This is a genomic window from Streptomyces sp. Z423-1, from assembly GCF_013009255.1.
GTDB lineage: Bacteria > Actinomycetota > Actinomycetes > Streptomycetales > Streptomycetaceae > Streptomyces > Streptomyces gossypiisoli.
This window is the reverse complement of record NZ_CP053109.1, coordinates 3,204,690-3,228,412: the sequence shown is the minus strand read 5'-3', so window position 1 is coordinate 3,228,412 and position 23,723 is coordinate 3,204,690. Positions and strand designations below refer to the sequence as shown.

At 71.1% G+C, this 23,723-nt stretch carries 21 protein-coding genes and 1 pseudogene; 18 read left to right on the top strand and 4 right to left on the bottom strand.

Going from position 1 to position 23,723, the window contains the following annotated elements:
* Positions 1–56: 56 nt before the first annotated feature.
* The 5 genes from HJD23_RS14440 (at position 57) to HJD23_RS14420 (ending at position 4,852) form a co-directional block, all read left to right on the top strand.
* A complete protein-coding gene (locus HJD23_RS14440) occupies positions 57–1,829 on the top strand; it encodes a hypothetical protein (protein WP_171109981.1) in 1,773 nt (590 codons plus the stop codon).
* Positions 1,826–2,050: a hypothetical protein gene (locus HJD23_RS14435; protein WP_171109982.1), complete on the top strand. Its 225-nt coding sequence runs from the start codon at positions 1,826–1,828 to the stop codon at positions 2,048–2,050. Before HJD23_RS14440 ends, HJD23_RS14435 begins: the two co-directional genes overlap by 4 nt.
* Positions 2,047–2,610 (top strand): hypothetical protein, encoded by a 564-nt coding sequence (locus HJD23_RS14430; protein ID WP_171109983.1) that lies wholly within the window; start codon positions 2,047–2,049, stop codon positions 2,608–2,610. The genes HJD23_RS14435 and HJD23_RS14430 overlap by 4 nt, the downstream gene beginning before the upstream one ends.
* 88 nt (positions 2,611–2,698) lie before the next feature.
* Entirely contained in the window at positions 2,699–4,264 is a 1,566-nt protein-coding gene (locus HJD23_RS14425; protein ID WP_171109984.1) for an AAA family ATPase, read from the top strand.
* Positions 4,265–4,297: 33 nt separating this feature from the next.
* Positions 4,298–4,852 (top strand): hypothetical protein, encoded by a 555-nt coding sequence (locus HJD23_RS14420; protein ID WP_197972902.1) that lies wholly within the window; start codon positions 4,298–4,300, stop codon positions 4,850–4,852.
* Here the strand turns inward: HJD23_RS14420 and HJD23_RS14415 are convergent.
* Entirely contained in the window at positions 4,849–6,201 is a 1,353-nt protein-coding gene (locus tag HJD23_RS14415) for a M14 family metallopeptidase (protein ID WP_171109985.1), read from the bottom strand. The genes HJD23_RS14420 and HJD23_RS14415 overlap by 4 nt on opposite strands.
* A 350-nt stretch (positions 6,202–6,551) precedes the next feature.
* Between HJD23_RS14415 and HJD23_RS43785 the strand changes: the two genes are divergently transcribed.
* The 4 genes from HJD23_RS43785 to HJD23_RS14390 all read left to right on the top strand — a co-directional run bounded on the left by HJD23_RS43785 (position 6,552) and on the right by HJD23_RS14390 (position 12,376).
* Positions 6,552–9,281: a LuxR C-terminal-related transcriptional regulator gene (locus HJD23_RS43785; RefSeq protein ID WP_240980708.1), complete on the top strand. Its 2,730-nt coding sequence runs from the start codon at positions 6,552–6,554 to the stop codon at positions 9,279–9,281.
* 100 nt (positions 9,282–9,381) lie between these two features.
* Entirely contained in the window at positions 9,382–10,290 is a 909-nt protein-coding gene (locus HJD23_RS14400) for an MEDS domain-containing protein (RefSeq protein WP_171109986.1), read from the top strand.
* A 157-nt stretch (positions 10,291–10,447) separates the two neighbouring features.
* Positions 10,448–10,873, top strand: coding sequence for an ATP-binding protein (locus HJD23_RS14395; protein ID WP_171111658.1), 426 nt, complete (start codon positions 10,448–10,450; stop codon positions 10,871–10,873).
* A 168-nt stretch (positions 10,874–11,041) separates the two neighbouring features.
* Entirely contained in the window at positions 11,042–12,376 is a 1,335-nt protein-coding gene (locus HJD23_RS14390; RefSeq protein ID WP_171109987.1) for an Nramp family divalent metal transporter, read from the top strand.
* A 57-nt stretch (positions 12,377–12,433) separates the two neighbouring features.
* Here HJD23_RS14390 and HJD23_RS14385 read toward each other — a convergent pair whose 3' ends face one another.
* Together HJD23_RS14385 and HJD23_RS14380 are read right to left on the bottom strand one after the other, a co-directional pair.
* Positions 12,434–13,699, bottom strand: a complete 1,266-nt coding sequence (locus tag HJD23_RS14385; RefSeq protein WP_171109988.1) for a hypothetical protein — start codon at positions 13,697–13,699, stop codon at positions 12,434–12,436.
* A gap of 55 nt (positions 13,700–13,754) precedes the next feature.
* A pseudogene (locus tag HJD23_RS14380) lies at positions 13,755–14,024 on the bottom strand (sigma-70 family RNA polymerase sigma factor); the annotation flags it as partial.
* A gap of 46 nt (positions 14,025–14,070) precedes the next feature.
* On the opposite strand from HJD23_RS14380, the gene HJD23_RS14375 reads away from it, so the two are divergent.
* The gene (locus tag HJD23_RS14375) at positions 14,071–14,622 is read left to right on the top strand and encodes a 2'-5' RNA ligase family protein (RefSeq protein WP_171109989.1); all 552 of its coding nucleotides are present in this window, start codon (positions 14,071–14,073) and stop codon (positions 14,620–14,622) included.
* Between the two features lie 122 nt (positions 14,623–14,744).
* Here the strand turns inward: HJD23_RS14375 and HJD23_RS14370 are convergent, their stop codons facing one another.
* Positions 14,745–16,439 carry a glycoside hydrolase family 18 protein gene (locus tag HJD23_RS14370; protein WP_171109990.1) on the bottom strand — a complete coding sequence of 565 codons (1,695 nt, stop codon included), beginning with the start codon at positions 16,437–16,439 and terminating at the stop codon, positions 14,745–14,747.
* A gap of 330 nt (positions 16,440–16,769) precedes the next feature.
* Between HJD23_RS14370 and HJD23_RS14365 the strand changes: the two genes are divergently transcribed.
* The 8 genes from HJD23_RS14365 to HJD23_RS14330 all read left to right on the top strand — a co-directional run bounded on the left by HJD23_RS14365 (position 16,770) and on the right by HJD23_RS14330 (position 23,714).
* Positions 16,770–17,618: a hypothetical protein gene (locus tag HJD23_RS14365; RefSeq protein WP_171109991.1), complete on the top strand. Its 849-nt coding sequence runs from the start codon at positions 16,770–16,772 to the stop codon at positions 17,616–17,618.
* Positions 17,619–17,751: 133 nt separating this feature from the next.
* Positions 17,752–18,459 carry a Flp pilus assembly protein CpaB gene (cpaB, locus tag HJD23_RS14360; protein ID WP_171109992.1) on the top strand — a complete coding sequence of 236 codons (708 nt, stop codon included), beginning with the start codon at positions 17,752–17,754 and terminating at the stop codon, positions 18,457–18,459.
* 7 nt (positions 18,460–18,466) lie between these two features.
* A complete protein-coding gene (locus tag HJD23_RS14355; protein WP_171109993.1) occupies positions 18,467–19,714 on the top strand; it encodes an AAA family ATPase in 1,248 nt (415 codons plus the stop codon).
* Complete coding sequence (locus tag HJD23_RS14350) at positions 19,711–20,106, top strand: TadE family protein (RefSeq protein WP_171109994.1); 396 nt, start codon at positions 19,711–19,713, stop codon at positions 20,104–20,106. The genes HJD23_RS14355 and HJD23_RS14350 overlap by 4 nt, the downstream gene beginning before the upstream one ends.
* A gap of 1 nt (position 20,107) precedes the next feature.
* Positions 20,108–20,488, top strand: coding sequence for a TadE family protein (locus tag HJD23_RS14345; RefSeq protein ID WP_171109995.1), 381 nt, complete (start codon positions 20,108–20,110; stop codon positions 20,486–20,488).
* 16 nt (positions 20,489–20,504) lie between these two features.
* Positions 20,505–21,842: a CpaF family protein gene (locus HJD23_RS14340; RefSeq protein ID WP_171109996.1), complete on the top strand. Its 1,338-nt coding sequence runs from the start codon at positions 20,505–20,507 to the stop codon at positions 21,840–21,842.
* Between the two features lie 14 nt (positions 21,843–21,856).
* Complete coding sequence (locus tag HJD23_RS14335; protein ID WP_171109997.1) at positions 21,857–22,801, top strand: type II secretion system F family protein; 945 nt, start codon at positions 21,857–21,859, stop codon at positions 22,799–22,801.
* 25 nt (positions 22,802–22,826) lie between these two features.
* On the top strand, positions 22,827–23,714 hold the full coding sequence (locus HJD23_RS14330) for a DUF5936 domain-containing protein (RefSeq protein WP_171109998.1): 888 nt from the start codon (positions 22,827–22,829) through the stop codon (positions 23,712–23,714).
* The last annotated feature ends 9 nt before the right edge of the window (positions 23,715–23,723 follow it).

The window sequence follows — 23,723 nt, the reverse complement described above, 5'->3', positions numbered from 1 at the left end:
CCTCCCGGCGCGGCAGGCGCCCCTCGTACCCCATGTCATCGTGATCGGAGAACCGCATGTCCGAGGTGGACTACGCCCTGCACCAGAAGGTGCAGCAGGTCAGCAACCTCGTGGTCCGGCTCAGCGAGCAGGTCGGCTCCGTGTCCGGCCAGGTCTCGGCCGTCGAGGCCAACCAGCAGCAGACCCGCACCGAACTGCAGCAACTGCGCGACGAATTCCTCGCCTTCGTCAAGAGCGCCCAGCTCACCGCCAACGTGCAACGCGCCGAGACCCGCGTCGGCGTGATCCAGGACCAGGTCGACCACGAGTTCGGCCACCACAAGACGGTACGGCGCACCGCGGTCGGCATGCTCCAGGCCTTCGACGTCGGCCTCGTCTCCGAGGAGAACGTCCGCGCGGTCGGCGACCAGCTGATGATCCAGACGCCCCGCTACTGGCTGGCGCCCGCCCTGGTGGCGCTCGCCTCCTGGTCCGCCGACGACCGGACGCTGTGCGAACGGGCCGTCGAGGAGGCCTTCCGGCGCTCACCGGACCGCACCTCGCTGTTCTTCGCGCTGGTGCTGCGCCGCCAGAACCGCAGGGAGGCCGCCGTACGCTGGCTGCGGCACTACCTGCTCGCGCAGGACCCGACGGCGCTCGGCCGGGAGTTCGCCGTCATCCTGGAGTCCATCGCCCAGGGCGCCTTCGGGCTCGCCGGACGCGAGCTGCTGCACACCACCCTGGCCGGCTGGCGCGAACAGCTCATGGACAGCGCCGAGGGCCAGCAGAAGCAGATCGACCGCTGGCGCCAGGAGATCGACTCCCTCGCCCAGCCCTCCGCGGCCGCCGAGTTCCCGCGCATCGCCCAGGTCAGCCCGCAGTGGCCGCAGCTCGACGCCGTCCTCGGCAGAGCCCGCGCCCACCAGGTCGTCCTCGACAAGTACCGGGCCGTCATGGACCGCGAGTTCCAGCCCTCCGAACGGCTGGAGGACGCCGTCGACGACATCCTCGACCGGCTCGTCTCCGAGTACGACAGCGAGGAGCTGCCGCTCCGCCGCGACCTGGCGTTCAACCACGCGGTGATCGACCACGGCGGCGACCTCGACGCCGCCCGCAAGGCCGCCGACGCGGACTCCGCCTCGTACGACGAGACCCTCGACTATCTGACGGTGCAGACCACCGCCGCCCTCAACCCCACGGCCATCGGCGCCTCGCCCGCCACCCAGCGGCTCTCCGTCGCCGCCTGCCAGGAGTGGTTCCTCCAGGCGCACGCCGGGTTCACCCGCGACTACCGGGCCGCCGTCCCGCAGGATGTGCAGGCCCAGTTCGGCACCGCGTACACGGTCGCCGCGCAGACCTTCCAACTCCCGCCCTGGCAGGGCTCCTTCACCCGACCGCTGCCCGAGCTGGAAGCCTCGCTGTCCGCCCACTGGGACCAGCACATGGAGCCGTTCATCGCGGCCTACGCCTACCCGTGGACCAAGAAGGCGACCCCGCTCGCCCTCGTCGTCTTCGGCATCCTGGTGATCGTCGGCTCCATCTCCTTCCCCGTCGCCCTGGTGGTCGCGCTGATCGTCGGCGGCGTGTGGGGGCTCGTCCTGCACAACGGCGCCCAGGCCGCGACCCGCCTGCAGAACAACGCCCGGCAGATCCTCCAGCAGGCCAAGCAGGAGTCCGTGCACCACCTGCGCGCCGCCTCCGCCGAACTCACCGACTGGAACACCAAGTTCCGCGCCGCCGACGCCGTCGAGCCGCAGTGCCGGGAGTTCATCAACTCCCTCGCCACCGCGACCCGCGGCGCCTCACCCTTCGAGGGCCGCACCGTAGCCAAGGAGGACACCGCGTCATGAGCACCGCGCCCGGCCCCACCCCGGTGACCCCGCCCCCACCCCGCAGGCCCCAGGGCGACCCCCAGTACGCAACGCCCGGCATCTCACCCTGGGGCGCCAGCCGCAGGCCCGCCGGGGAGCGCGCCACCAGCAGGGTCCGCAAGATCGCCGAGGGCCTGCCCGACTGGGAGCCCCTGCCCCCCGGCGAGACCGTCGTCCGCAGGCCGGGCGGCACGGTGTGAATACGTACTCCTACTGGGGACACGGCGGCCCCTACGAGACCTGGGTGGACTTCCTGCACCGCTGGGCCGCCGCCGAACAGGCCGCCGACCCGGCCACCCTGCCGTCCCTGTCCGAGGACGACTTCCCCGGCGAGACCTGGGAACGCTTCGCGCTCCACCTCGGCGAGGCCCTCGACAAACGCCTGAAGTCCTGGGACCGCCACCTCGCCCAGGCACTCCTCGCGGCCCCCGACGAGTTCTCGGCGGGCCGCGCCCTGGCCCAGGCGCGGGCAGGCCTCGAGGAGGTACGGGCGGTGGCGGGCCACCCCGGTCTGCCCGAAACCCTCCGCACCCGGTTCACCGAACTGGTCGAGTCCCAGATCACCGACTTCCAGTCCCAGATCGAACGCAACCTGAACAACCTGGCGGCGACGAACGGCTCGGACATCCGCTGGATCGAACAACGCAGGCGGACGGTGCGGGACAACGCCTTGACGGCACAGCCGAATGCACCGACGGCGGACCCTTGGGCACAGGCCCACGTGGGTGACCGCCCCCGCCGCAGAGTCGTGACGGATTAAACGAACGTGACTGTCCCCACCTAGGGGCGCGGGGAACTGCGCGATCAACCACAACGCACCCGCACCCGCCCACGATGCGAAGGCCCCCATGTCGAACTACACCGAAAGCCTCCACCACCTAGACAGCTACATCTCCGCCCGTGTCCCGGTGATCGGCATGCGGACCATCGAACAGCAACGCGCCCTCCGCCTCCTCAGGGACGCCGCCCTCCAACCCCGCCGCAGCAGCATGCCGTTCTGGATCTACACCAGAGCCACCGGCCTGCGCGACCTGCGCACCAACGCCGCCGTCCAGGACGACCGCTCCCTCACCGGCGCCATGGACTTCGCCGCCGCCCAGTTCAGCAGCCGCGCCAACGCCACGATCGTCCTCGTCGACCCCGACCACCTGGAGTCCGACACCCCCGTCACCCGGCACATCGCCGAACTCGCCCGGCTCGCCGACAACAACATGGGCAGCATCGTCCTGATCACGGACGCCCCCATCTGGAGCGGCCTGCAACGCCTCGGCATGAGCCTGCACCTGGACCTGCCGGACGCCGACGAGATGTACGGCACCCTCGCCGGCTTCCTCGGCGACCACCGGGGCCACATCCCCATCGAGTGGGACGAGGACGACACCCGGCGCGCCGCCGAGTTCCTCAGCGGCGTCACCGAGGCCGAGTGCATCAACCTCATGGCGACCATCGCCGCCAAGGGCTCGATCCTGAAGTCCGACGTCCTCGGCCTCGCCCAGGCCAAGGACCGCATCTTCAGCAATCTCACCGGCCTGGAACGCGTCCAGCTCAAGGAAGGCAACTACACGGTCGGCGGACTGACCAGCCTGCGCGAGTGGCTGCGGCGCAAGCACGACATGCTCCACGCCGACCTGCGCGACTCCGAACTCCGCCCGCCGCGCGGCGTACTGCTCGTCGGCGTGCCCGGCTGCGGCAAGTCACTGTCCGCCAAAGCCATCGCCCACGAGTGGCAACTGCCGCTCTACCGGCTCGACATGGCCAGCATCCACGGCAAGTACCTGGGCGAGTCCGAGGGCCGGTTCCGGGAGGCGCTGTCGATGGCGGACCGGGTGGCGCCCTGCATCCTGTGGATCGACGAGATCGAGAAGGGCCTCGCGGGCAAGGACGACATGTCCGGCGTGCCGCAGCGGATCATCGGGCAGTTCCTGTTCTGGCTCCAGGAGTCCCGGTCGCGGGCCTTCGTCGTGGCCACCGCCAACGACATCCGCAGCCTGCCGCCCGAGCTGCTGCGCAAGGGCCGGTTCGACGAGCTGTTCTTCGTCGACCTGCCGGACAGCCAGGACCGGCGGGAGATCATCGAGCTGTACTACCGCCGCTATCTCAAGACCGACCCCGAACCCGAGCAGGTGGACCGGCTGGTCGACCTCTCCGAGGGCTTCGCGGGCTCCGACATCGAGTCCACCCTGCACGACGTGGGGGAGGAGGCGTACCGGCTGGGCGGCGCCGACCGGCTGAAGCCGTCGTTCGTGCTGGACACCTTCGCCAACACCGTGCCGCTGAGCCGGGTCAACCCCGAGCAGATCGAGGAGATCCGCGCGTGGGGCCGGGAGCGAGCGGTACCGGCCGGCCGTTCGGTGACGACCGCGGCGGCGGGCGCGGCCACGCCGTCCCGGAGGATCGTCTTCATGGACGAGTGACCTCTGCCGCCCCCGGCGCCCCACGGCACAGCAATGTCCGCCATACTGCCCGCTGTGGAGCAGCGCATAGGTACGAGCAGTCAGCCCCTGGACGCCGGGGTGAACCCGGCCCACATCCCCGGGCTCACCGGCCCGGAGAAGGCCGCCGAGCCTGAGCCCGAGGATGCGGCGCCGGTCGAGGAGGAGGTCACCGAGGAGGCCTCCGACGCAGTGGAGCCCGAGGCCGAGGAGGCCGACGAGCCGGAGGCCGAGGAGCCGGAGGCGGCCGACGGCCCCGTGTTCGAGGCCGCCGACCGCCGGGCCCGTATCGTCGCCGACGCCAGGGGCGTACGCCTCAGCCTCGACGACGAGAACTGCGAGTTCCGCTGGGACGAGATCGGCGCGATCGAGACGGAGTCACCGCGCTTCGGCAAACGGTTCACCGTGACCGTGCACACGCCGGACCGCCGCTGGTACCCGATCGAGATCGAGGCGAAGACGAAGTCCCAGCACAAGGAGTGGGACGAGCAGCTGGACGAAGTCCTCGACGCCTACTTCGAAGAAGACGCCAAGGACGACGCCAAGGACGACGCCGAGGACGACGACTAGCAGTACTGGTCTTCCTTCCCGATCGACCGGTACATACAGTCCGCGTTCTCCAGCAGCTGCAACACCGCGTCCCGGTTCCGCGAGGTCTCCCGCTCGATCACCTCATCGGGCGGGTAGAACCCACCCCCGGAGAACCCGCGCGGATACATCTCGAACGTGTACCCGAAGATCTTCTGCGAGCCCCACAGATAGTCGTCGATCGACCCGTCCGTGATGTACAGGTCGCTCGACTGCTCCGGCGTGTAGCCGTTGCTCGCGGCCATCTTCTGCCCCACCGCGGCGAAGGCGTTCCGGTCGTCCGCCGTCATCCCGGGGGCCGTGTCGGAGTACGTGTACCCGAACGGCCAGAGCACCAGCTCGCTGTACGTGTGGAAGTCGATCCCGGCCTTGATCTGCTGCGTCCCGCCCACGACGCGGCTGCGCACGAAGTTCGCGACGACCTTCACCTCGGGCGCCGACTCGGGCGCCGAGCCGCGGTAGGTGTCGGAGGACGGCGAGCCGGAGGACCCACCGCAGCAGCCCCAGCGGTAGTTCCAGTTCCGGTTCAGGTCGGTACCGACGTACGACGACCCGGAGTTGGGCTGCCGGTTCTTGCGCCACGACCGGTAGGAGCCGGTGGCGATGTCGTACTCGCCGCCGTCCGGGTTGAGGTCGGGGATGATCCAGATCTCGCGGCCGTTCACCATGTTCGTCACCCGCGAGTCGGTGCCGTAGTCGGACGTCAGCTCGCGCAGCAGATACAGCGCCATCTCGACCGTGAGGTGCTCACGGGCGTGCTGGTGGTGGGTGAACAGCACCTCGGGCTCGGCCTCGTCCGTGCCGACGTTGTCGCTGATCTTGATGGCGACGATGTTCCGGCCCTGGTACGACGTGCCGATCACGCGCTGGCTCGCGATGCCCGGGTTCGCCGCGACGACCGAGTTGATCTCGCTCGTCATCTCCGCGTAGTTGTGGTAGCGGGAGTCGGCCGACGGGAAGTCGTAGAGCCGGACGTCGTCCTCGCCGGCGGACCGGTCGGGGACGGCGCCGAGCGGGGCGATCTCGTAGCCCTGCGCCCGTAGTTTCCTGATCTGGTCCGCGCGGCCGGAGACGACGACGGTGTGGTCGTCGGCCTCGTCCACGGTCACGCCCGCCCGCTGGATCGCCGTACGGTCCTTGGCGGACGAATGCGTGTGGATCTCGTACTGGCGGATGTCGTCCGCCGAGGCCGCCGCCCTGCCCGCGCTGTCGGCGGTGGCGTCGGTGGCCGTCGCCGAGATCGGGGCCGCGAGGGCGAGGGTCAGCAGGGTGGCGAGGGCGGCGGTGCGTCGGCCGCTTCGGACGCCTGAGCCGCGGATGCGAAGTCGCATGAAATCTCCTTGGTTCTCCAGGAATTCCGGGGTCTCCGGAAGTGGGGAGTGAGCTGGAGTGGAGCTGTGGGGGTGGTTCTCCGTGCGACGTACGACGTTCTGGTGCGGGTGTGGCGCTCATCGTGAGCGCCTGGCATGACCAGGTCAAGAGTGGGCCGCCAAGTGGCCGCCGGAACCGGTGCAAATCCGCCGGGCGAGGGGCCGCGCAGTGTACGCGGGCCAACCCCACCGGAATGAGTCCCCGGCAAAGAACACCCGCGGGTGTGAGCGGCGCGTGCATATGTGTACGCGTCGGGGAAGAGTGAAGTTCGCGCACACGACCCCACCCACCCCCGAAGGACTGGCTGATCATGGGCGGATCAGCGCCACGACGGGATTGCCGGCTGCCGGTCGAGACGACCAGCTTCGTCGACCGGCGGGCCGAACTGGCCGAAGGCCGCGAACTGCTGGCCCGGGCCCGTCTGGTCACGCTCACCGGACCCGGCGGCGTCGGCAAGACCCGGCTCGCCGGACGCATCGCGGCCCGCGTCGCGCGCGCCTTCCCCGACGGCGTGCGCGTCGTCCACCTCTCCGGCCTGCACGACCCGGCGCTCGTACCGGTCGCCGCCGCGGACGCCCTCGACCTGCACGACCACTCCGCACAGCCACCGCTGGAGGCGCTGGTGGCCCAGGTACGGGAGCGGAGGCTGCTGCTCGTCGTCGACAACTGCGAGCATCTGCCGACCGCCTGCGCGGAGTTGGCGGCGGCGCTGCTGCACGGCACCACCGGCGTTCGCGTGCTCGCCACCAGCCGTCACCGGCTCGGCCTCACCGAGGAACACCTCCTGGAGGTACGGCCCCTGCCCGTGCCCGACCCCGACGGCGACCTGTCCGCCGCCGAACCGGGCCCGGCGCTCGCCCTGTTCGCCGACCGGGCCGCCGCCGTCGTCCCCGGCTTCCGGCTCACGCCCGCCAACCGGCCCGCCGTGGCCCGCCTGTGCCGACGCCTCGACGGCCTCCCGCTCGCCATCGAACTCGCCGCCGTGCGCATGCGCGTGCTGTCGGTGGAACAGCTCCTGGAACGCCTCGATGACCGCTACCGCCTGCTGTCCGCCGGCAGCCCCTCGGTCCTGCCCCGGCACCAGACGCTGCGCGCGGCCGTCGACTGGAGCCACGACCTGTGCACCGAGCGGGAACAGCTGATGTGGGCGCGGCTGTCGGTGCTGGCCGGGAGCTTCGACCTGGAGACGGCGGAGGCGGTCTGCGCGGACGGTGCGCGGGTGCGGTCGTACGACGTCCTGGAGGCCGTGGCCGGCCTGGTCGACAAGTCCGTACTGTGCCGCGAGCCCGGCCCCGACGGCGTGCGCTACCGCCTTCTCGACACCCTGCGCCACTACGGCCTGGAACGGCTCCGGCAACACCCCGGCGAGGAACTCGCCGCCCGCCGCCGCCAACGGGACTGGATGCAACAACGGGCCGCCGCCTGTGAACGGGCGTGGTTCGGCCCGGGCCAACGCGAGATCGTGGCGCGGCTGCGGGCGGACCAGGACAACCTGCGCGCGGCCCTGGCCTTCGGCCTGACGGGTGCCGACCCGATGCCTGGCCATGCCCTGGGCTCCGCCGCGGACGGCGCCCCGATCCCTGCCGCTGGTGACGGCCCGGCTTCAGCCGACGCGTTGACCGTGCCCGCCGAGGCCGGTCCGGCTTCAGCCGACGCGTTGGGCGTGCCCGTCGAGGTCCGCCCGAGGCCTGCGGCGGAGGTTGGTCCGGCTTTCGTCGATGGCTTGGCCGTCTCCTCCGAAGTTGGTCCGGCCTCTGCCGACGCGTTGGGCGTGCCCGGCGAGGTCCGCCCGAGGCCTGCGGCGGAGGTTGGTCCGGCTTTCGTCGATGGCTTGGCCGTCTCCTCCGAAGTCGGTCCGGCCTCCGCCGATGCTCTGGCCGTCCCCGCCGACGCCCTGGCCGTCCCCGCCGACGTCCGCCCCACCCCCGCCGACGCCCTTGCCAGCCTTCGGCTGGCCGGGACCCTCTGGTTCTACTGGCATGCCTGCGGTGCCCCCCGTGAGGGCCGGTACTGGCTCGACCGGGCCCTCGACGCCTGCCCCGAGCCCACGCCCGAGCGCGCCCGGGCCCTGTGGGTCGCCGGGCTGCTCGCCGATTGTCCCGAGGACCTCACCCGGGGCCGCCGACGCGCCGAGGAGGCCCGAAGCCTGGCCCGGCGGCTCGGGGTCGAGGCCGAGGCGGCGCACGCCGAGTACGTGCTCGGCGTCATCCTGCTGTTCAGCGACGACCTGCACGCCGCCCTCGCCCACTTCCGCGCCTGCGTCGAACGCGGCCGCGTCCCCGGCCAGCACCTCAGCCTCGTCGGCCTCGACCGCGTAGAACTCGCCTGCGCTCTCGGCTTCCTGGGCGAGGCCGACCAGGCCATCGCGGTCTGCGAGGACGCCCGCCGGCTGTGCGAGCGGCACGGCGAGGAGTGGGTGCTGTCGTACGTCCACCGCATGCTCGCCCTCGCCCACACCGTCAAGAAGGACCGCCGCCGGGCCGAACGGCACGCCCGCGAGGCCCTGCGTCTCAAACTCGCCGTGAACGACATCGTCGGCATCGGCCTCACCCTCGACCTGCTGGCCCAGATCGCGGCCCAGAACGGCGCCCACGACCGCGCGGCCGTCCTGCTCGGCGGCGCCGACCGGATCTGGGCCGACGTCGACCGCGACCGCTGGGGCTCCGCCGCCCTCGACACCACCCGCCGCGGCACCGAGACCCGGGCCCGCGAGGCACTCGGCGCGGCCGCCTACGAGCGGTCGTACGAGCACGGCGCCACCCTCGGCCTCACCGGCATCGCCGGCTACGCGCTGGACGAGCACCCCGAACAGCAGGGCCCGGAGCAACCCACTGCCCAGCGCCCCCAACCCGGCGTCCGCCTCACCCGCCGCGAGACACAGGTCGCCGAACTCGTCGCCGAGGGCCTCGCCAACCAGCAGATCGCGGACCGCCTGGTGATCGCCCGCCGCACCGCCGAAGGCCACGTCGAACGCATCCTCAGCAAGCTCGGCTTCAGCAACCGCAGTCAGATCGCCGCCTGGATCACCGCCCAACGCTGACCGCACCACCCACACCCGCACTACCCGAAACCCGCCCGCACTACCCGAACACCCGAACACCCGCACACCCACACACCCGCACATCCGACAGGAACACCCCATGCCCACCCCACCCGCACTCGCCCAAGGCACCTTCGACCACCGCATGGCCGTCTTCGCCACCGACGAGGAGTTCGTCGCCGCCGCCCTGCCCTTCCTCACCGAGGGCCTCGCCGCCCCCGACGAGCCCCCGCCCGTCGCCATCGTCGCCCCCGGCAAGCTCGACCTCCTCCGTGACGCCCTCGGCGGCGACGCCCGTCGCGTCGGCTTCGTCCCGCACACCGAGTGGTACACCGGGTCCGCCGCCAACGCCGTGGCGCAGGGCGCCGGTTACCTCACCGCACACGCCGGCCCCCAGGGCCGTATCCACCTGCTGATGGAACCCGACTGGGGCGGCCGCGCCGGACGCTCCGCCCGCGAGAGCAGCGAGTGGATCCGCTACGAGGCCTTCGCCAACCTCCTCTTCGCCCCGCTCGCGACCACCGCCCTGTGCGCCTACGACACCCGCGTCGCGGGCCCGGCCGTGGTCGCCGCCGCCCGCCGTACCCACCCCGGCACCGGCGTCTACGAGGACCCGCTGCGCATCGCCGCCGAACTGGACGCCGTACCGCTGGCGCCGCCCCCGCGCGACGCGCACCCGCTGCCCGCCCCCGAACCGCACGCCGTGCGCACCTGGGCCGCCGACCACGGCCTGCCCGCCGCCGACGCGGACCTGTTCGCCGCGGCCGTCTCCGAGGCGGCGGCCACGCTCGACGTCGTCAGCCACGTCCTGCTGTGGGACGAGGCGCCGAACTGCTTCTGCGAGCTGCGCTCACCGCGCCGTGTCGACGACCCGCTGGCCGGTTTCGTACCGCCGCCCGCCACCGAGCCCGCCCCCGGGCAGGGGCTGTGGTTCGCGCGGCAGGTGTGCGCCTACGTCGACGTACGCGACGACGCGTCGGGCGCGGTCGTCCGCCTGCAGTACGCGTAGCCCGATCCGTATGCGCACCCCCACGCAGGTATGGAAACAGGTAGTCCTCCCCGTGTGCACCAGACCCGATACGCCGCACTCTGAAGCCATGCTGCAACTCTCCGGGGGAGGCCGCCCGGACCCCGACCCCCGGTACGGCGCCTACCCACAACCACCCATGGGCGCGGGCCACTTGAGCGTCGAGTACGACCCGCGTCCGTCCGCCGTCCGCGAGGCCCGCGCGGAGGTCCGGCGGCAGCTGGAGAGCTGGGGCCTGGCCGACCGGGACGGTATCGGCGACGACCTGGTGTCCACCGCCGAACTGCTCGTCAGCGAACTGGCCACCAACGCCCTGCTGCACGCCGCGAGCCGCTTCCGGCTCACGCTGACCGCCGCCCACGGCGTGCTGCGCTGCGAGATCTCCGACGGCGGCCGGCGGGTCCCGCAGGTGCTCGACGCGGGCACCTCGGAGAGCGGCCGGGGGATGTTCCTGGTGGAGGCGCTCGCCCGGCGCTGGGGCTGCCACCAGGACGGGCCGGGCAAGACCGTCTGGTTCGAGCTCGGCACGTGCGCGTGCGACGGCTGCGGTCGGCGACAGCCGTAGCGCTCGGCCCGGTCGGCGGTCCCGGCGGCACGCCCAGCCGCCGGGGCCCTTCCCCGAATACCCGGGGCCCCTTCCCCGAATACCCGGGGCCCCCTTCCCCGAACACATCGAGTGAAGATCCCGCACGCCCTCTTGTCGCCCGCCCGTCCATGGGCTTACTTGACCTTCATGGCGGACACCACGGGAAACACCAGCGACACCGGGGCGACACCCGGTTCCCTCTCCACCTCCGACTCCACCCCACGTAAAGCCAGTTGGAAGTACATCGGCCCCGGAATCGTCGTCGCGGCGACCGGTGTCGGGGCCGGCGACCTGGTGGCGACCCTGATCGCGGGCAGCAACTTCGGCTACACCCTCCTGTGGGCCGCCGTCATCGGCTGCCTGGTGAAGATCTCCCTCGCGGAGGCGGCCGGCCGCTGGCACCTGTCCACCGGCCGCACCCTCTTCGACGGCTGGGCGAGCCTGGGCCGCTGGACCACGTACTTCTTCGCCGTCTACGTCGTGATCTGGGGTTTCGTGTACGGGGCGGCGGCGATGTCGTCGAGCGCGCTGCCGTTGCAGGCGCTGTTCCCGGACGTGATGGACCTGAAGTGGTGGGGGATCGCCTGCGGTCTGGTGGGCCTGGTCTTCGTCTGGTTCAACAAGTACGCCGTCTTCGAGAAGGTCATGACGGTCCTGGTCGGCGTCATGTTCGTGGTGACGGTGTACCTGGCGATCCGGGTCACCCCGAATCTGGGAGATGCCTTCGCGGGCCTTCTGCCCGTTCTCCCCGACGAGAAGGGCTCCATCCTCAACACCCTCGGCCTGATCGGCGGCGTCGGCGGCACCATCACGCTGGCCGCGTACGGCTACTGGGTCAACGCCAAGGGCTGGACCAACACCGGCTGGATGAAGGTCATGCGGCTGGACAACCGGGTCGCCTACGCCACCACCGGCGTCTTCGTCGTCGCGATGCTCTTCGTCGGCGCCGAGCTGCTGCACGCGGCGAACATCGCCATCGAGAGCGGCGACAAGGGCCTGATCCAGCTGGGCGGCATCCTGGAGGACGAGTACGGGACGGTGACCGCGAAGTTCTTCCTGATCGGCTTCTTCGCCACCTCCTTCACCTCCCTGATCGGCGTCTGGCACGGCGTGAGCCTGATGTTCGCCGACTTCGTCGCGCGCTACCGTCGCCGCGACGCGGCCAAGGGCGAGGAGATCGCCTCGGGCAAGCGGGAACGCTCCTGGCCGTTCCGCGCGTACCTGCTGTGGCTGACCTTCCCGCCCATGGTCCTGCTCTTCCAGGGCCAGCCGTTCCGGCTGGTCATCATCTACGGCGTCCTCGGCGCGGCGTTCCTGCCGTTCCTCGCCGGCACGCTGCTCTGGCTGCTCAACACCGACCGCACGCCCAGGGAGTGGCGCAACGGCTGGGTGAGCAACGGGATGCTGGTGATCGCGGGGCTGCTGTTCCTGGTGCTGTGCGTGAAGCAGATCTGGGACCAGCCGTGGTCGGAGTTCTTCTAGCGGTCGGAGTTCTTCTGGCGGTCGGAGTTCTTCTGGCGGTCGGAGATTTTTTGGTGGTCACTTGAGCTGGGCGGCCCACTGGGGGTCGAGGGCGATCTCGCGGAGCTGCTCGATGGTCAGGGCGGGGGCTTCGCGGGTCGCGGGGCTGTGCTGGGCGCCGGAGTTGAACGCGCTGATCACGACACGGAAGCCGTTGGTGCGCATGGTGTCGGCGGTCCACATCACGACCCCTGCGCCGCCCTTCTCGCCGGGCCCCTGCCGGGTGGTGACCAGCGTGCCGTCGGGGAGGGTCTCGGCGTCGCCGTAGAGCTCGTCGGCCACGTCCCGCATGTCGGGCTGCACGTTGATCTGTACGAGGCTCTGCCCCTTGCCGTCGTCGACGACGACGTACCCGAAGTCGCCCTCGCCGCCCTTGCTCACCACTTTCGCGTCCTCGGGGAGGAGCGTTACGAGCGTGTTCACGGCGGAGCCGGTGAGCGTCGCCTGAGGGGCGGCGGGCTTCCCGGAAGCCCCCGGCTCCTTCCAGCCGTCCGGGGCAGCCGGGACGAGGGGCAGCCACTGCGAGGCCGTGACGATCACCTTCAACTCCGCCAGGGACAGCGGCGGTTCGGGCCGTGTGAGCGGCGCGTCCTTCTCGGCCTCGGCGTTCCACTCAGTCACGGTGACCTGCTCGCCCTCGGGGGTCACGAGTTCCGCGCGCCACAATTTGGTGTCCACGCGGCGGTCCGGATACTCGTACCCCTGGAAGAGCATGAGCATCGAGCCGTCGGACAGCCGGCTGGTCGTGCAGCTGTCGTGCGGGACATAGACCTTGTCCGGGCAGGTGGTGGCCTCTTGGGCCGTCCGGCTGCCCGGTTCGACCCGGTTCAGCGCGACGCTGACCGCGCCGCTGCCCTCGCCGTCGTCGTAGACGAGCCGCACGGACGGCATGGTGCCGCCCGAGCCCTCCGCGCCGCTGACCTTCCCCGCGGGCAGCAGCTGCTTCAGCGTGGCGATCATGTGTTCGGCGGAGACGGCCTGCGGGGCGGTGGAGGTGGCGGGCGCGAAAGGCGTACGACCGGAGCCCACGGACTGCTGCTCGGCGGCGTCCGTGACCTTCCCGGTTCCGCTCCCCGGCAGGACCAGCGCTCCCGCGACGCCCACGAGGGCGATGCTCGCCGCGCCGCCGGCCACCGCGGCCCGGCGCCGCAGGCGCAGCTTGCGCCCGCGGGCCCGGCCGGCGGCGATCAGGGCGGGGCGGTCGGTGTCGAAGGTGTCCCCGGTCTGCCGCAGGGCGGCGCCGAGCCGCTCCTCGAAGGGGTCGTCGTAGTGCTCTGTGGGCATGCCGAATCACCGTCTCTTGAGGGTGGGTGGTGAGGTGAAGTGACGAGGGCGAAGGTCAGGTCGCCGCGTACTCGGCGAGGTCCTCGCCGAGCGACATCCGCAGCCGGGCGAGGGCGCGGGAGCAGCGGGTCCGTACGGCGGCCGAGCTGGTGTTCATCGCCTCGGCCGTCTCCTGGATGCTGCGGTCCTCCCAGTAGCGCAGTACGACGACCGCCCGGTCCTTGGCGGGCAGCCGCGCGAGCGCCTCCAGCAGGGTCAGCCGCAAGGTCGTGTCGCTGTCGGCGGCGGCCGTCTCCGGCAGTACGTCGGTAGGCCGCTCGGTGCTGATAATCGGGTCGCCGCCGGTCGGGGCCCGCTGATAGACAGAAGCGATGGAGGACGACGACCCGCATGGGTTCCAGGCAGGGCAGTCGGGGCTGATCGTGAGGGTCCCGGAGGCGGAGCCTGCAGTGCGAGCGTGGCGTGACCGGCTTGACCCCTCGGCCCGTGCCGGTGTTCCGGCCCATGTCACCGTGCTCTTCCCGTTTCTCGATGCGAGCCGGATCGACCAGGGAGTCTGCGCCGCGATCGGCGAGCTACTCGGTCGGCATCAGTCCTTCGAGGCCCGGTTCGACCACTGCGGCCGGTTCCCCGGAGTGCTGTATCTCGCCCCCGAACCGGACACCCACTTCCGGCGCCTCACCGAGGCGATCGTCGAGCGGTGGCCGGAGCACCCGCCGTTCGGCGGGCAGTTCGACGATGTCGTCCCGCACCTGACCGTCGCCCAGGGCCAGGACGAGGCTGTCGTGGAGAAGGCCGAGGCCGACCTGCTCACCGGTCTTCCCATCGTTGCCCAGGTGTCTTCGGTCGATTTGCTGGTCCACGACGGGAGGCGGTGGCGGCAGCGGTCCTCTTTCCCGCTGGGACAGGCCCGATTGCGGTGATCCGTCAGCCGTTGCCCCTGATGCCCAGAGGTCGACGCGGCCGTAGCGGGCGATGGTCCGGCAACAGAACAGCGCCGGCCGCGTCCCATCACCCACGGCCGGCGCCAAGAGCAGTTCAAGGGCTACGGCAGCCCCTCCACATGCGGCCCCACCGCGTTCGACCACGCGTTGCCGCTCGCCGCGTCCCAGTTCGTCGACCACGTCATCGCGCCGCGCAGGTCCGGGTACGTCCGCGGTGGCTTGAAGGAGCCGCAGTTCGTCGCACGGGTCAGGCAGTCCAGGGCGTTGTTCACCACCGTCGGTGAGACGTACCCGCTGCCCGCCGCCCGCGTCGAGGCGGGGAGGCCGAGGCCCACCTGGGACGGGGCGAGGCCGTTCTCCAGCTGGATGCAGGCCAGCGCCGTCAGGAAGTCCACCGAGCCCTGGCTGTAGACCTTGCCGTCGCAGCCGAGCATCGAACCGCTGTTGTAGTACTGCATGTTGACGACCGTGAGGATGTCCTTCACGTTCAGCGCCGTCCGGAAGTACGCGTTCGACGTCGACTGCATGTCGAGCGTCTGCGGCGCCATCGTGAGCACCATCGACGGGCCCGCCTTCGCCGACAGCGAGCGCAGCGCCTGCGTCATGTACGTCGCGTTGAGGCCGTTCTCCAGGTCGATGTCCACGCCGTCGAAGCCGTACGTCTGCATCAGCGAGTAGACCGAGTTCGCGAAGTTCGTCGCCGATGTGGAGTCGTTCACCGATACTCGGCCCAGCTCGCCGCCCACCGAGATGATGACCTTCTTCCCCGCGCCCTGCTTGGCCCTGATGTCGGCCTTGAACTGGTCCACCGTGTAGCCGCCCAGCCCCGCCGAGTCCAGGTTGAACGTCACGGCCCCCGGCGTCGCCGTCGCGTCCGCGAACGCCACCGCGATGATGTCGTAGTGGCCCGGCACGTCCGACAGCCGCTGCACGGTCGCCCCGTTGTTGAAGTTCTGCCAGTAACCGGTCACCGCGTGCCGGGGGACATCGGAGCCGCCACCGCCCGTCGGCGCCGTCGTCCCCGTCACCGCCACCGACTTCGGCGACTCACCCGCCGCGTTGGTCGCCGTGACCTGGAAGCTGTACGACGTCGACGCCGCGAGCCCGGTCACGGTCGCCGACGTGCCGGTCACGGCCGTCACCTTCGTACCGTCACGGTAGACGTTGTAGCCCGTCGCGCCCGAGACCGTGTTCCAGGACAGGGACACCGACGAGGATGTCGTCCCCGACACCGACGGACCGCTCGGCGCGCCCGGGATCGTCGGTGCCGGGTCGCCGCCCCCGCCGCCGTCGGGGCCGAACACCGAGACGTCGTCCGCGTAGTAGGCCGCCTGGCCGTACCAGCCGTGCGTGTAGATCGTCACCGAGCGCGTCGAGGAGCCCGTGGTGAAGGTCGTCGACAGCTTCTTCCACGAGGACGAGTCGGGGGTCCACGTCGAGACGTCCGTCGTGCCCGTGCCCGTCGCGCCGAGGTAGGCGTAGCCGCCCTGCACCCACGCGCTCAGCGTGTACGTCGAGCCGGGCTGCACCGCCACCGTCTGCGTGCAGCGCGCGTTGTCCTGCCCGGCCGGCGTCGCCTTCAGCGCGGAGGAGCCGCCGTGCACCGGCGAGGAGACCGTCGTACCGCTGCCCGCGGAGCAGGTCCAGTTGCTCAGGCCCGACTCGAAGCCTGCGTTCTTGGCGTTGTTGATGTCCGCGGCGGATGCCTGGCCGATCGTCGACACGGTGAGCGCGAGGGCGGCGGTCACCGCGCCCGACCAGATGCGTGTACGTCTGCGTCTGCGTGCGTGGTCCATGGGTGCCTCCGGTGGGGGGAGAGGGGGCTTCCGGGTTTCCGGGCCTACCCAAGTTGGTCCAGACCAATTCAACTGTCAAGAGGTCCAGACCAATTCGGCCCACACGTCAGCCGCCCGTCGGTGCCTCACCCTCTCGGGTTCGGTCCGGATGCACACCCTGCCCCGATTTGACATCTCTTGTGCAATGCGAGTTGCCGTCCGGCTACGGAAACGCTGTTCTCCGGTCACGGGGGCGTGGTTACAGTGCTCAGGTAGTCACGCAGTGAAGTCGTCCCGGTGCACAACAGTTGCGCCGGCGGGCCGGACTTGGGTGGGAACGGGGAGCTGCGCGTGCCAACAGCCGTTGCCGTGACCAGTGCCGACATGGCGCTGCCGCCGCAGGACGAGCGGACCCTGCCCGCCGTCGTCCTGCACGACGTGGACAGACGCCCGCTGGAGCAGGTGCTCGCCGAGATGCAGGCTCTGATCGAGACGCACGGGCATGTGATCGTCGCCTGCTCGCGGGCCGTTCCGGCGGCAGTGGAGCGGCGGCTGCACACCGTCCGCTCCCTGCTGGAGAGTGACCGGATCGCCCTCTTCCGCCCCGATCTGCCACCGCTCGGACTCGCCGTCCTCGCCCGCCAGTTGAGACAGCTCGCCTCCTGCGACCTCGGCCCGGGCGTCCTCGCCTCGGCGGGCCGGCTGCTCACCCACTACGTCCACGCCGGAGCACTCCTCGGCTCCGTCGCCCGGCTCGACCGCGTTCCCGTCGGCCTCAAGTCGCACGCCAAGTCCTGGGTTCCGGGCAGCCAGTTCGGCGTGATCGCCCACCCCGAGCCGCAGCTGGTCCGGATCGGCCCCGAAGCGCGGCTCGCGGGACCGGAGTTCGGCACCTGCATGCTGCTTGCCCGAGGGCAGCTCCAGTCCGACTGGGTCACCGCCGCGCTGGCCCCCGCCTGGCGCGTGCAGGGCCTGCGCGAGGCGCAGCTGCCCGCCGAGTCCGCCGCCTGGTGGGGGACCGGCAAGCTGATCGAGTTCTGCACCTATCTGCCCGACCTGCCGGTGCTCTACCAGCTGGTCAGCTCCGTACGCCGCAGCAGCTGCCACTGGTGCGGCATCGACGTCATCGGCGACCGGTGCGTGTTCTGCTCCGCGACGGCACCGTCGTACGAGAACCAGCTCCAGCTTCCGGCGGGGTGACCCGCTGCCCGACAAGGCCCCCGACAAGGCCCCCGACAAGGCCCCGACGGGACCCCCGACGAGACCCCCGACGAGACCTCCGACGAGACCCCCGACCCGTTCGACCCCACCCCCCAACGAGGTTGCACGCTTCATGAACTCCCGTCAGCGCCGCGGCGTGATACTCCTGCTTCTGTCCGTCCTGTGCGCCCTCGGCGCGTTCGCGGGCGTGCTCTCCGTCATCAACGACGTGCAGTCCAAGGTCGGCCCCGAGGTCACCGCGTACCGGCTGAAGGACAACGTGGCCCCCTATACCGCCCTCACCGCGGACAAGTTCGAGCAGGTCAAGATGCCCGAGCGCTGGCTGTCGGAGACGGCGGTCACCGATCTGCGGCAGATCAGGGGCAAGATCGCCGTCACCACCCTGCGCGAGGGCTCCCTGCTGCAGAGCGACATGATCGTGGATCAGCCCGCCCTGCGGCCCGGGCAGCAGGAGGTCGCCATCATGATCGACGCGGCGACCGGAGTGGCCGGCAAGATCACGCCCGGATCCACCGTCAACGTGTACGCCACCTTCGCGGGTGAGCGAGAGGGCGCCCCCGCCCAGTCGAAGATCATCGTGACGAACGCCCAAGTGATCGACGTCGGCGATCTCACCGCCCTGGAACCCGACGCCGACGACCGCACCCGGCGCGCCACCGAGGCGGTGCCCATCACCTTCGCGCTGTCCACCATCGACGCCCAGCGCATCACGTACGCCGAGTCGTTCGCCGAGCGCGTCCGGCTCGCCCTGGTCGCGCCCGGCGGCGACACCACCGTCCCCGACGAGGACCGCACCTACGAACTCGCGAAGGACAAGTGAGGCCCGCATGCCCACGAGGATCCTGCCGGCCGTCGGCGACGCGGACGCGGTCCGTTCGGTCACGACCCTGCTCAGCCAGCTCCCGGACGCCGAACCGGTGGCCCCGGTCGTCGACTCCACCCAGCTCATCGACACCCTCGCGCGGCTGGCCGCCGAGTCCGTCGACGAACTGCCCGAAGTCGTCGTGGTCCACGAACGCATCGGCCCCGTCCCGGCCCTGGAGCTGATCCGCGAGGTGGCGCTGCGCTTCCCGGCCGTCGGCGTCATCCTCGTCACCTCCGACGCGAGCCCCGGCCTCTTCCAGGCCGCCATGGACTCCGGCGCGCGCGGCCTGGTCGCGCTGCCGCTGTCGTACGAGGAACTGGCCAACCGTGTGCAGGCGGTCGCCCAGTGGTCGGTTGGGGTACGACGGCACCTGGGCCACGGCGGTGACGTCTTCACCGGCGTCGGCGGCACCGTCGTCACGGTCAGCGGCGCCAAGGGCGGGGTCGGGGCGACGCTCGCCGCCATCCAGCTGGCGCTCGCCTCGCAGGCGTCGGGCCGCTCCACCGTGCTGGTCGACATGGACCTCCAGGCCGGGGACGTCGCGTCGTATCTGGACGTCCAGTTCCGGCGTTCCGTCGTCGACCTCGCCGCCATCACCGACATCTCGCCGCGCGTCCTCGCCGACGCCGTCTTCCGGCACGACACCGGCGTCGCCCTGCTGCTCGCGCCCGCCGAGGGCGAACGCGGCGAGGAGGTCACCGACCGCGCCGCCCGGCAGATCGTCAGCGCCCTGCGCTCCCGCTACGAGACCGTCGTCATCGACTGCGGCGCCCAGCTGAGCGGCGCCGGCGCGGCGGCGGTGGAGATGGCCGACACCGCCCTGCTGGTCACCACGCCGGACGTGGTCGCCGTCCGGGGCGCCAAGCGGACGGTGCGGATGTGGGACCGGCTGCAGATCCGCAAGGCGGAGGAGACCACGGTCGTCGTCAACCGGCACACGCGCGGTACGGAGATCCAGCCGCCCCTCATCCAGAAGATCACCGGCACGTCGGTCGCCGCGACGGCCGTGCCCGCCAACTTCAAGGAACTGCAAGGGGTGGTGGACGCCGGGCGCGTGCACGAACTGGACAACAGGAGCGCGGTGAAGCAGGCCCTGTGGGGGCTCGCCGGGGAGCTGGGGCTGGTCAAGGCGCCGGTGGGCGACCGGAAGGGCGGCCGGCTGCGCGGGGATCGCGGGTCGGGGAGCTTCCTGCGGCGGAGGGACGGATGAGGGCGACTCGTCTTGTCCGGGGCCGGGACCGGGACCGGGGGCAGGTCACCATCGAGTTCCTCGGGATGACACCGCTGATCATTGTGACGCTGGTGCTGCTGTGGCAGTTCGTACTCGTGGGGTACACCTACGCGCTCGCGGGGAACGCTGCGGACGAGGCGGTACGGGCGGGCACGGCGGCGGAGGACCGCCAGGCGGCCTGCCAGGAGGCGGGCGTACGGCATCTGCCGTCCGCGTGGGAGGGGGGTGCCGAGGTGTCCTGCGGCGAGAGCGGCGGCCTGGTCACGGCCGACGTGCGTCTTGAGGTGCCGGTGCTCTTCCCCGGCTCGGTCGGCTTCCCGTTCCCGGGAGTCGTCGGCCACGCGGGGGCCGTCGTGGAGGAGTCGGACTGATATGGCGTACGACTACGAGGGCCGGACTGGAGCGGCGTACCAGCGCAAAAGCCGCGATCACGGGCAAGTCGCCCTCGAATACCTCGGGTTCATCCCGATCCTGATCCTCGTCGCGATGGCCGCCGTGCAGATCGGCCTGATCGCCTACGTCGCGCAGCAGGCCGGTACGGCCGCCCGCACCGGCGCGCGCAGCGCCTCGCTCGACGGACCCTACGCGCAGGACTGCCGGAACGCCGTCAGCTCCTGGCTCGACGCCGCCTGTACGAGGGCGGATCTGGGCGACGAGGTCGAGGTCACCGCCACGATCGACATCCCGTCGATCGTCCCCGGCTGGGACTTCGGCCCCGCTCGCAAGACCGCCACCATGCCGATGGACCGCTGAGCAGGGAGTTACGGCGATGAGTCTGCGGGCACGGATCAACTCCCCGGAGGAGAACGGCAGCCGGGGCGAGGACGGGCACCTGGTCGCCTCGTACCGGGCCAAGCTGCTGGAGGAGATCGACCTCGCGGAGATGAGCGCGCTCGCGGCAGCCGAGCGCAGGGCGCGGCTGGAGCGGGTGCTCGGGCACATCATCAGCCGTGAGGGCCCGGTGCTGTCGACGGTCGAGCGGGCGCAGCTGATCCGGCGGGTCGTCGACGAGGCGCTGGGCCTGGGCATCCTGGAGCCCCTCCTCGAAGACGCGTCGATCACCGAGATCATGGTGAACGGCCCGGACGCGATCTTCGTGGAGCGCGGCGGCCGCGTGGAGCAGCTGCCGCTCCGCTTCGCCTCGAACGACCAGCTGATGCAGACCATCGAGCGGATCGTCTCCACGGTCAACCGCCGCGTGGACGAGTCGAATCCGATGGTCGACGCCCGCCTCCCGTCCGGTGAGCGCGTCAACGTCATCATCCCGCCGCTGTCCCTCACCGGCGCCACGCTCACCATCCGCCGCTTCCCGCGCTCCTTCACACTCCAGGAGCTGATCCAGTTCGGCTCGCTGGACGAGCCGATGGTGTATCTGCTGGCGGGGCTGGTGCAGGCGCGGTTCAACATCATCGTCTCGGGCGCCACCGGCACCGGCAAGACGACGCTGCTGAACGCGCTGTCCGGGCTGATCCCCGAGAGCGAGCGGATCATCACCATCGAGGACTCGGCGGAACTCCAGCTCCAGCAGCACCACGTGGTCCGGCTGGAGTCCCGGCCGCCCAACGTGGAGGGCCAGGGCCAGGTGACCATCCGCGACCTGGTCCGCAACTCGCTGCGCATGCGCCCCGACCGGATCGTCGTCGGTGAGGTCCGTGGCGGTGAGTCGCTGGACATGCTCCAGGCGATGTCGACCGGCCACGACGGCTCGCTGGCCACCGTGCACGCCAACAGCGCGGAGGACGCGCTGATGCGATTGCAGACCCTGGCCTCCATGTCCGACGTCGAGGTGCCCTTCGCGGCGCTGCACGACCAGATCAACAGCGCGGTCGATGTGATCGTGCAGCTCACCCGGTTCGCGGACGGGGCCCGCCGGGTCACCGAGGTCGCGCTGCTCGACAGCCACGGCGGAGATCCGTACCGGCTGGCCACGGTCGCCCGCTTCAACGCCCGGCCGATGGCCGCCGACGGCCGGATCCACGGCAGTTTCGAGTACTTCCCGCTCACCCGCCGCACCGCCGACCGCCTCTACATGGCGAGCCAGCCCGTCCCCCAGGCCTTCGGCGTCGCCCAGTCCGCGCAGCAGCTGGCCACCCGAGAAGCCAGGTAGGCAGGAGCCGACCCATGGAACTGACGACCCTCGTCTCCCTCACCACCGGCGTCACCCTGCTGACCTGCGTCCTCGCCGTGGCCGGCCTGCACGCCTACGCCATGGGCAGGGCCCAGCGCCAGGCCCTCGTGGAGCGCCTGTCGTCCACCGGCCAGGTCCAGGTCACCGGCCGCCGACGCCGGTTCCGCACTCTGGACCGCCGCCTGCGCCGTACGCAACTGGGCCGGAAGCTGGAGCTGCGGCTGCTGGCGACCGGCCTGGACGTGACCCCCGGCGAGTTCTTCGTCGCGATGCTCGCCGCGGTCGCCGGGCTGTGGCTGATCGGCCAGGCCACCCTCGCCCCCTTCTTCGGCCCGATCGCCGGGCTGCTGGGCATCTGGGTGGCGATCCAGTTCCTCAACTGGCAGCGCCAGAAACGCATCGAGAAGTTCATCAACCAACTCCCCGAACTGGCCCGCATCCTGGCCAACGCCACCCAGGCCGGCCTCGCCCTGCGCACCGCGATCAGCATGGCGGCGGAGGAGCTGGAGGCGCCGGCGGGTGAGGAACTGGCCAAGGTGGCCAACCAGTTGGCGGTGGGCGCGTCGATGGACGAGGCGCTGGGGGAGATGGCCGACCGGTTGCCGTCCCGGGAGCTGGTGGTCCTGGTCACCACCCTCGTGCTGTCCAACCGGGCCGGCGGCCAGCTGGTCAGCGCGCTCAGAAACCTCACGGAGACGCTGGAGGAGCGGAAGGAGACCCGCCGCGAGATCCGCACCCAGCTCTCGCAGGTGAGCATGACGTCGTACGCGGTCCCGGTCATGGGCGTGGGCTCGCTGCTCCTCATGAACGGCGTCAAGGACGGCGCCCTGGACCGGATGACGGGCTCCCCGGTCGGCCAGGCCTGCGTGATCATCGCGTTCGCGCTGTACGCCGTCGGCTTCGTGATGATCCGCCGTCTGTCCCGTATCGACGTCTGAGCGGCTTGGAAGGGAGGGATCCGGCATGGCACTTCTACTGGCACTGCTGATGGGTGCGGGCGTCTGGGGGATCTTCGCCGGAATCCGGATGTACCGGGCGGAGGCGAAACTCCCCGGCGACCTCGTCCTCGCCCTGGAGGTCGGCTCGACCCGCACGGGTGCGGTGGACTCGCTCATCGACCGGATGGGCATGCGGTACGCCCCCGCCGTACTGCGTCTGATGGGCCCGAAGCAGGTCGCCAAGTACCGCCGCAAGATCGACCTGGCGGGCAACCCCGGCGGCCTGACGATCGACCGCTACGCGGCGCGCAGGGCGGTGTACGGCTTCCTGGGCGGCGTCGGCGGCCTGGTGTTCCTGGTGCAGGGCAACGTACTGATGACCCTGCTGCTGTTCGCCTTCGGCGCGTTCTGGACGGAGGTCGGTCTCTGGTCGGCGATCCGGGTCCGCAAGGACGTGATCGAGCGGACCCTGCCGGACTTCCTCGACGTCCTCGCGGTCGTGGTCAGCGCCGGGCTCGGCTTCCGCCAGGCCCTGGACCGGGTCGCCTCGCGCTACGAGGGCCCCTGGGCCGACGAGCTCCGCATCACCCTGCACCAGATGGACCTCGGCATGAGCCGCCGCCAGGCCTTCGCGGAACTGCGGCGACGCAACGACTCCGAGCAGGTCGCGATGTTCGTGACGGCGTTGCAGCAGGGGGAGGAGCTGGGGGCGCCGATCGTGGACACGCTGGTGTCGCTGGCGAAGGACATGCGGCGCACGGACGCGCAGAACGCCCGGCGCAAGGCGGCGCGGGCCGTGCCCAAGGCCACGATGATGATCACGACGTTCATGGTGCCGGCGACGATGCTGCTGCTGGGGGCGGGGTTGCTGCTCGGCTCGGGGACGGACTTCGGCACGCTCACGGGTGAGTGACGGGGATGA

Bases quoted from the DNA above. Each gene is read 5' to 3' on its own strand.
- HJD23_RS43785 (WP_240980708.1), top strand. From the start codon at position 6,552: ATGGGCGGATCAGCGCCACGACGGGATTGCCGGCTGCCGGTCGAGACG.
- HJD23_RS14370 (WP_171109990.1), bottom strand. From the start codon at position 16,439: ATGGACCACGCACGCAGACGCAGACGTACACGCATCTGGTCGGGCGCG.
- HJD23_RS14350 (WP_171109994.1), top strand. From the start codon at position 19,711: ATGAGGGCGACTCGTCTTGTCCGGGGCCGGGACCGGGACCGGGGGCAG.
- HJD23_RS14340 (WP_171109996.1), top strand. From the start codon at position 20,505: ATGAGTCTGCGGGCACGGATCAACTCCCCGGAGGAGAACGGCAGCCGG.
- HJD23_RS14395 (WP_171111658.1), top strand. From the start codon at position 10,448: ATGGGCGCGGGCCACTTGAGCGTCGAGTACGACCCGCGTCCGTCCGCC.
- HJD23_RS14330 (WP_171109998.1), top strand. From the start codon at position 22,827: ATGGCACTTCTACTGGCACTGCTGATGGGTGCGGGCGTCTGGGGGATC.
- HJD23_RS14390 (WP_171109987.1), top strand. From the start codon at position 11,042: ATGGCGGACACCACGGGAAACACCAGCGACACCGGGGCGACACCCGGT.
- HJD23_RS14425 (WP_171109984.1), top strand. From the start codon at position 2,699: ATGTCGAACTACACCGAAAGCCTCCACCACCTAGACAGCTACATCTCC.
- HJD23_RS14385 (WP_171109988.1), bottom strand. From the start codon at position 13,699: ATGCCCACAGAGCACTACGACGACCCCTTCGAGGAGCGGCTCGGCGCC.
- cpaB (WP_171109992.1), top strand. From the start codon at position 17,752: ATGAACTCCCGTCAGCGCCGCGGCGTGATACTCCTGCTTCTGTCCGTC.
- HJD23_RS14345 (WP_171109995.1), top strand. From the start codon at position 20,108: ATGGCGTACGACTACGAGGGCCGGACTGGAGCGGCGTACCAGCGCAAA.
- HJD23_RS14375 (WP_171109989.1), top strand. From the start codon at position 14,071: ATGGAGGACGACGACCCGCATGGGTTCCAGGCAGGGCAGTCGGGGCTG.
- HJD23_RS14415 (WP_171109985.1), bottom strand. From the start codon at position 6,201: ATGCGACTTCGCATCCGCGGCTCAGGCGTCCGAAGCGGCCGACGCACC.
- HJD23_RS14420 (WP_197972902.1), top strand. From the start codon at position 4,298: ATGTCCGCCATACTGCCCGCTGTGGAGCAGCGCATAGGTACGAGCAGT.
- HJD23_RS14440 (WP_171109981.1), top strand. From the start codon at position 57: ATGTCCGAGGTGGACTACGCCCTGCACCAGAAGGTGCAGCAGGTCAGC.
- HJD23_RS14400 (WP_171109986.1), top strand. From the start codon at position 9,382: ATGCCCACCCCACCCGCACTCGCCCAAGGCACCTTCGACCACCGCATG.
- HJD23_RS14355 (WP_171109993.1), top strand. From the start codon at position 18,467: ATGCCCACGAGGATCCTGCCGGCCGTCGGCGACGCGGACGCGGTCCGT.
- HJD23_RS14435 (WP_171109982.1), top strand. From the start codon at position 1,826: ATGAGCACCGCGCCCGGCCCCACCCCGGTGACCCCGCCCCCACCCCGC.
- HJD23_RS14335 (WP_171109997.1), top strand. From the start codon at position 21,857: ATGGAACTGACGACCCTCGTCTCCCTCACCACCGGCGTCACCCTGCTG.